At 37.0% G+C, this 6136-nt stretch carries 4 protein-coding genes and 1 pseudogene; 1 reads left to right on the top strand and 4 read right to left on the bottom strand.

Translation table 11 applies throughout. The features are described from left to right. From L950_RS23790 to L950_RS23780, 3 genes and pseudogenes are all read right to left on the bottom strand, one after another. A partial coding sequence (locus L950_RS23790; protein ID WP_021190284.1) for a hypothetical protein occupies positions 1-640 on the bottom strand: 640 nt, incomplete at its 3' end. 231 nt (positions 641-871) lie between these two features. Continuing rightward, a complete protein-coding gene (locus L950_RS23785; RefSeq protein WP_021190283.1) occupies positions 872-1597 on the bottom strand; it encodes a YebC/PmpR family DNA-binding transcriptional regulator in 726 nt (241 codons plus the stop codon). A gap of 1 nt (position 1598) precedes the next feature. Further along, positions 1599-2548: pseudogene (locus L950_RS23780) on the bottom strand (NAD-dependent epimerase/dehydratase family protein). A 475-nt stretch (positions 2549-3023) separates the two neighbouring features. Between L950_RS23780 and L950_RS23775 the strand changes: the two are divergent. Continuing rightward, positions 3024-4016, top strand: a complete 993-nt coding sequence (locus L950_RS23775) for an aspartate-semialdehyde dehydrogenase (protein ID WP_021190281.1) — start codon at positions 3024-3026, stop codon at positions 4014-4016. A gap of 970 nt (positions 4017-4986) precedes the next feature. Here the strand turns inward: L950_RS23775 and L950_RS23770 are convergent. After that, a complete protein-coding gene (locus L950_RS23770; RefSeq protein WP_021190280.1) occupies positions 4987-5994 on the bottom strand; it encodes a Kelch repeat-containing protein in 1008 nt (335 codons plus the stop codon). Between the last annotated feature and the right edge of the window lie 142 nt (positions 5995-6136).

Raw genomic sequence — 6136 nt, 5'->3', positions numbered from 1 at the left:
TTTGTTCCGCATCTGCCGGTTTCACTGTAGTCGCCGGTTTTGTTACTCTAGCCTTAAATCTGGGTTTAAATCCAGCAGGTTTGTTTGCCGTTTCAGCAGGTGTGTTCTGTTGATCCGTTTGATCAAGCTGTGCATCTACTTTTTGTTCCGTATCTGTCGGTTCTACTACAGTCACCGGTTTTGTTACACCGGCCTTAAATCTGGGTTTAAATCCAGCAGGTTTAGTCGTAATATCTGCTGGAAGATCAACTTGTTCTTTTTTATCGTCGGTGTTTTCTGTACCGGAAGCGGGCTCGGATACAGGTGACGATGTTACTCCGGCCTTAAATCTAGGTTTGAATCCGGCCGGTTTTGCTGTTACTTCTTGTGATATGGCAGCATTCTGCGTTTTTTCGACATCCTCATTTTTCAATTCTGTTTCAGTAGCAGGAACTATGGCAGGTTTTACCATTGTTTTAAAGCGTGGTTTAAAACCTGTAGATGGACTGGACGTTTCAGCCGCGACAACTGGTTGTTCTTTTACAATTGGAGCAGGTTGTTGTATTTCTTTCTTGTCAACTACAACCTCTTCTAATCGATAACTTTTTCGTAGTCTATTGAACCAAAATTTCTTGGTATGGTCAAAACTTTTTGCACCCATAGCCCTATAGTGCTTTTTAAATTCTTCATAAAGTGAGTTGTCTGCTTTTTTTAAAGCAGTTAAATCAATCTTTTTTTAGCGAAAAATTCTTCAAAAGTCATCCTGAAAATATTTAGTCTATTACAAATGTATACTATTTTATTAAGCTTTAATAGCTTGGGTGCTATTTTGAGATAATTTCGGGTATAAAAAGAGCGACTAGCGCTCTTTTTTTATGTTGTCAGAAAAATATTAAGCCATGTTGTGATATACAGCTTGTACATCATCATCTTCTTCAATCTTGTCGATTAGTTTTAATACATCTGCAGCATCCTCTTCCGAGATATCGGAATGTGATAAAGCAATACGTTCAAGTTTTGCTGAAGAAACTGCTATTCCTTTTTCCTCCAGTAGACGTTGCATATTCCCAAAATCTTCAAATGAAGTTTGGACAACAACTACATCATTTCCCTCTTCATCAGATTCGACGTACAATTCTTCAAGACCGCCGTCAATGAGTTCCAATTCTAATTCCTCTACATCCAGATCTTCTGTTGCAGGAAATCTAAAAAGAGATTTACGGTTGAAAATAAAGTCCAAAGATCCTGTTTTACCCAATGTGCCACCAGCTTTAGTGAAATAGCTACGGATATTTGCAACAGTTCTATTTGTGTTATCGGTTGCTGTTTCAATTAAGATAGGCACTCCGTGAGGACCGTATCCTTCATATACATATTCTTCATAGCCCTTAGAATCTTTTTCAGAAGCTCTTTTTATAGCTGCTTCTACACGATCTTTAGGCATATTTACAGCTTTCGCATTGTTTATCGCTGTACGTAATCTAGAATTTGATTCTGGGTGAGGACCACCTTCCTTCACCGCAATTGCAATTTCTTTTCCTAAACGCGTAAATTGGATTGCCATTTTGGCCCAGCGTTTAAACTTACGTTCCTTTCTAAATTCGAAAGCTCTTCCCATGTTATATTTTGTTTGTTTTAAGATTCTCTATCATTTCGACAGTAAGCTTTGCTAAATCAAAAGCAGGCTTCCAGTTCCAATCTGCTCTTGCTGGAGAGTCCTCAATACTAGCTGGCCAAGAATCTGCAATGGCTTGTCTAGGATCATTCTCCGAGTAAGTGATTGTAAAATTAGGAAGAATTTTTTTAATTTCTTCAGCTAGTTCTTTTGGCGTAAAACTTACACCTGTTAAATTATAGCTTGAGCGAATCGTTAAACTTCTTTTGGTGCATCCATCAACTGTAAAGTACCGCGGATAGCATCGTCCATATATAACATCGGTAGTGCTGTATCTTCAGATAAGAAACACTCATACGTTCCTTTCTTCAGTGCGTCATAGAAAATATGAACAGCATAATCTGTTGTACCTCCTCCTGGTTCAGCTTTCCATGATATAATACCCGGGTAGCGAATGCTACGGATATCTAATCCACGGTTTTCTTGATACCATTCAACTAGTCGTTCGCCGGCAAGTTTGCTGATTCCATAAATGGTATTTGGATCCATCACACAGTATTGGTCTGTATTCGTTTTAGGCGAATGAGGTCCAAATACTGCGATTGAGCTCGGCCAAAATATTTTTGACACCTTATATTCAACTGCAAGATCAAGCACATTGAGCAGACCGTTCATGTTAAGGTCCCAAGCTTTTTGTGGATATATTTCACCAGTCGCCGATAACATGGCCGCTAATAAATATACTTGTGTTGGTTTATATTTTTGGAAAAGGGATTCTATTGCACTTTTGTCAAGTACATTAAGGGTTTCAAAGATTTCCCCGTCCTTTAAATTTTGAGGTTCTCTAATGTCGGAAGTAACGACATTTTCAATACCAAATTTTTCTCTTAAAGCTGTAGCCAATTCAGTTCCGATTTGACCATTTGCACCGATTATAATAATGCTTTCTTTCATCGATGCAAATATAGTATTTTTATTATCCTAACCAATGCTTTGAAACCATTGAAATGACTGTCGAATATTCTTTTTTTAGTCTCATAAAGTCTTTACTGTCACGATATTCGGATCATTTGCTGTTTCGTTTTAGCTTTTTTTTGAGCTTTTTTTAGCTCTTTTTTTTAGTGTTTATTTTTCATTTATGACGCTTTTCTAGGAGAGCAATCGATTGCTTATTTTTGCATTGTGTAACGTGACATGTGTTGATTTATTTTATTATGAAAAGTTGTAATTTTAGAATAGTTCAGCGGGATATTATTTTAAGATATTTTATTAAAAATAGCATTAGGCTATTGATATTACTATTGATTAATCTATTTTTTGCAATAATCATTAAATATTAGCCCTTAATTTCGTAAGTTTGAGAAATAAGAATGTTCTCATTTGTACATTCGTAATACATTTTATAACAAATTAAAGAAAAAGTAGCAAGATGAAAGTCGCAGTAGTCGGCGCAACAGGCCTTGTAGGTACTGAGATGTTAACAGTGTTAGCAGCGCGCAATTTCCCAGTTTCAGAATTAATTCCAGTAGCTTCAGAGCGTAGTAAGGGTAAGGAAATTGATTTTAAGGGAAAGAAGTATAAGGTGGTTACTCCATCTGAAGCTATTGCTTTAAAACCTGATGTTGCTTTGTTCTCTGCTGGTGGAGGTACTTCTTTAGAGTATGCGCCATTATTTGCCGCTGCTGGAATTACAGTTATTGACAATTCTTCTGCTTGGCGTATGGACCCGACCAAGAAATTGGTTGTTCCGGAAGTTAATGGAGATGTATTAACTGCTGAAGATAAAATTATAGCCAATCCAAACTGTTCAACCATACAGATGGTCGTTGCTTTAAAGCCGTTGCATGACAAGTATAAAATTAAGCGAGTTGTCGTTTCTACTTATCAGTCTGTGACTGGTACAGGGGTTAAAGCTGTCGAGCAATTGATGAATGAGCGTGCGGGTATTAAGGATGGCGAGAAAGCTTATGCTTACGAGATCGATTTAAATGTTATTCCTCAAATTGATGTATTCCAAGAAAATGGTTATACAAAAGAGGAAATGAAAATGATTTTGGAAACAAATAAGATTATGGGTGATGATTCCATTAAAGTGACTGCAACTACCGTTCGTATTCCAGTAATGGGTGGACACTCTGAATCATTAAATATTGAGTTTGAGCGTGATTTTGATTTAGCAGATGTTCGTGAAGCATTAGCCGCTCAAAGCGGTGTTATTGTCGTTGATGATCCAGCTAATTTGCAGTATCCGATGCCAAAAGATGCACACGGTAGAGATGAAGTATTTGTCGGCCGTATTCGTCGTGATGATTCACAAGCAAATACGTTAAATATGTGGGTAGTTGCAGATAATTTGCGTAAAGGTGCCGCAACTAATACCATTCAAATTGCAGAAACATTAAGAGAAAAGGGATTAATTTAATCTGATCTTCATATACGTAAAGAGCTATATCAACACATTGATATAGCTCTTTTTTGTTTTGGGACCTGCTCCACCATTGTATTTCCTCTTAATTGCACATCAACCACTTTAAAATAATCTTCTCTCTTTTACTCATTACAACTAAAGCCCCTTCTTATTTTCAACCTTTCTTGTACGATATTACTGCTTTATGTACATAAAAGTAATTGGAGTCCACATCAAAAGCAATATTTCTTCACTTAGCGCTTGTGTTTCAAATGCTATTTTGTGGATTGATTTCTTGTAGGTCTACGCTAGGGACCTGCTAAGAACCAAATAGGGCCCAACTTATAGATGTGAGTAGGGTGTGAAAGCTGTGTTCCCAAAGAGAAAGCACGATGTAATATGGACTTACCGTGGTTAAACTTATAACATGGTACAAATTTGGTCATAACCTGCTCCCTCGCTGTTCGGTTTTATTACCGTTAAACTTGCGCTAATTCTAGCTACTGTATTTGTCTTCTTATTCTTTAATTTACGGTACTGCTCTTAGAGTCTCTCGTCAATGAATAGGTTGTGACGTATCTGAGATGCGCTTCCGAATCAATCTTTTAAAATGTGGTAATAGAAAATATTAGGATAATATGTTAGACACTCCAATACTTGAATTAAATTCATAGGTTGGTTTACTTTTCATGCTTATTCTTTGGCGAATGCCTCCGTATCTCTGGAGCGTGAGAAATATCGATTTGGCTTCAGGATGAATAATCTAACCAACAGTAATTATTTCGCGGGAGATGGAGTTATTGTGGCGTAGATGCCTCGTAACCTTGTAACGAAAGTAGTCTTAAGTTGTAAAATAAAGCCGAATCAACGAAGTGCGATTAATGGTTCGCCTCACTTCTCGATGTTACCTTGCTTAGGAAAGCTTTTTTTAATAGTAAAGGGGCTGTATTACGATACAGCCCCTTTACTATGGTATTTTTTTAAACTATTTTACTGGAACAAATTTCCAAGTATCGTAGTATTTGTTTGATCCATTTTGACCAGTAGTAATATAACCTACATTGTCGATTCCAAATCCAACAGCATCTTGTCTAACTTGACCTTGGAAACCTTGGTTGTCATCGTTCCAAACATCAGTTCCAGGGTTATATTCCCAGATCGTGTTGATTGCCGTATTTTTTCTACCACCTACTACATATGCTAGATTGTTCAGTACAAAAGTAGATGCGCTTGAACGTGTTAAGTTGTATGTGTAAGAGTTATCACTACGATCTAAATCATTTAATGGAGTCCATTTGGTACCATCAAATTTAAAGAAATCTTCAGGGTATGAGCTATTGTCGATACCACCACCTACGTAAGCGACGTTATTGATCACAAAAGCAAATCCATATCTTCTGTTCGATTTTAATGGGCTTTCAACAGGAGTCCATGAGTTATCTGTAGGATTGTATTTGTAGAATGATTTAACGTTAGTATTGTTATCGTTTCCTTTAGAACCTGTACCTACATAACCGAAACCACCAATTGAAAAAGCAACTGCACCATAACGAGCTGCGTCAGCAGGTAGGTCAGCAATTTTAGTCCAAGTGTTAGCTGAAACATCATATTTATAGAAATCTGATAATGCATTTGCTCCATCATAACCAGACCCTACATATCCATTGTTTCCAATTGAAAAAGCAACAGCAGCGTAACGAGCTGATCCTGGGAATTCAGCCTTTTGCGACCAAGTTCCTGAGCTTGCGTTGTATGCCCAAATATCTTTTTTAGGCACAGATACTTGACCTTCTGTCGCAAGACCAGTTGCTACATAAGCGATATTGTTAATTAAGAAAGATACTGCCCCACTTCTTGCGCCACCATCGAAAGCAGAACCTTTAGTCCATTCTGTTACTTCTTCTGTAGTATCATCATCCTTTGATTTACAAGAGTAAGTAGAGAAAGTAACGACGCACGCTAATAATATTAGTAGCCAATTTTTCTTGTTCATAAACTGTTAAAATTTAGTATATAAGATGTTTAATTTTATTCTTGGTTTGTTATTTGCATCCTTTGCAATAATAAGTCGATCTGTAGTTGCGAATAAACTACCTTTTGCGGCCGGACTCAAGAATAAAGATGTGTTAAAAGTA

Source organism: Sphingobacterium sp. IITKGP-BTPF85 (assembly GCF_001006065.1).
Lineage (GTDB): Bacteria > Bacteroidota > Bacteroidia > Sphingobacteriales > Sphingobacteriaceae > Sphingobacterium > Sphingobacterium anhuiense.
The sequence above is the reverse complement of the archived record's forward strand: the minus strand, read 5'-3'. Positions and strand labels throughout refer to the sequence as shown.